Annotated in this window: 1 protein-coding gene; it reads right to left on the reverse strand. The window is 66.7% G+C overall.

Annotation, left to right across the window (positions count from 1 at the left end):
• Positions 1-136: 136 nt before the first annotated feature.
• The gene (locus tag ACFY9S_RS40650) at positions 137-1,030 is read right to left on the reverse strand and encodes an ABC transporter permease subunit (RefSeq protein ID WP_391139184.1); all 894 of its coding nucleotides are present in this window, start codon (positions 1,028-1,030) and stop codon (positions 137-139) included.
• Between the last annotated feature and the right edge of the window lie 48 nt (positions 1,031-1,078).

Consider the following 1,078-nt stretch of genomic DNA (forward strand, 5'->3'; position numbering starts at 1 on the left):
GGGAACGCGGAGAAGGCGTTGCTGCTGAAGGAGGTGACCAGGATGACGACGATCGGCAGCGCCAGGAACAGCAGGATCACGGTGGCGACCGCGGTCAGGGCGATGCGGCCGGCGAGGGTCTTGCGCAGTTCCATCATCACGCGCTCCTCTTCTTACGGCTGGCGCCCAGGGAGCTGACGAGCTTGACCAGCAGCAGTCCGGCCAGGGTGAGGACCAGCAGGATGACGCCCTGGGCGGCCGCTCCGTTCCACTGGTTCTCCTTGGTGACCTGCTGGTTGATGAGAGTGGCGATCATCGTCTGGTTCGGTCCGCCCATCAGGGCCGGGGTGATGTAGTAACCCAGCGACAGGATGAAGCTGAGCAGCCCGGCACTGGCCAGCCCGGGAGCGACCAGCGGCAGATAGATCCGCCGGAAGATCGTCACCTTGCCCGCGCCCATGCTGGACGCGGCGGCGAGCAGCCTGCGGTCCACCCCGCGCATCACCCCGTACAGCAGCAGCACCGTGTAGGGAAGCATCATGGAGGTGGTGCCGATGACCACACCGAGCTCGTTGTAGAGCAGCTGGTACGGCGTTCCGGGGACCGACATGGCGGTCAGGGTCTCGTTCACCAGGCCCTTGTCACCGAGCATGATGATCCAGCCGTACGTGCGTACCAGCGCGGAGACGAAGTGCGGGACGACCACGACCAGCATCGCCAGGCCCGCCAGGATGGGCTTGAGCCGGGTGATCGCCTGGGCCAGGACGAACCCGAAGACCAGGCTCAGCACCGCCGTCTCTGCGGAGATCCGCAGCGTGGTGAACAGCACCGACAGGTTCACGCCGGTCAGCGCGTCGGCGTACCAGTGCAGCGTGAACGAGCCGTCGGCGTCCTTCAGGCTCAGCAGCAGCGTGGAGAAGATCGGGTAGACGAACAGCACCAGGAGATAGACGACGACGGGCAGCGCGTAGAGGATCCCGACCCGGGTCCGCCGCGAAGCCAGCAGCTTGCGCGGACGGGCGGGGGCCCCCGCGGTGAGGGTGGCTGCCATGGCTCACCCTCCCTGTTCGGTGGGGAAGAGGTTGACGTCCTCGGGATC

The sequence above is a fragment of the Streptomyces sp. NPDC012474 genome, assembly GCF_042955185.1.
Lineage (GTDB): Bacteria > Actinomycetota > Actinomycetes > Streptomycetales > Streptomycetaceae > Streptomyces > Streptomyces cahuitamycinicus.

Coding starts and splice junctions, on each gene's coding strand:
- ACFY9S_RS40650 (WP_391139184.1), bottom strand. CDS start 1,030: ATGGCAGCCACCCTCACCGCGGGGGCCCCCGCCCGTCCGCGCAAGCTG.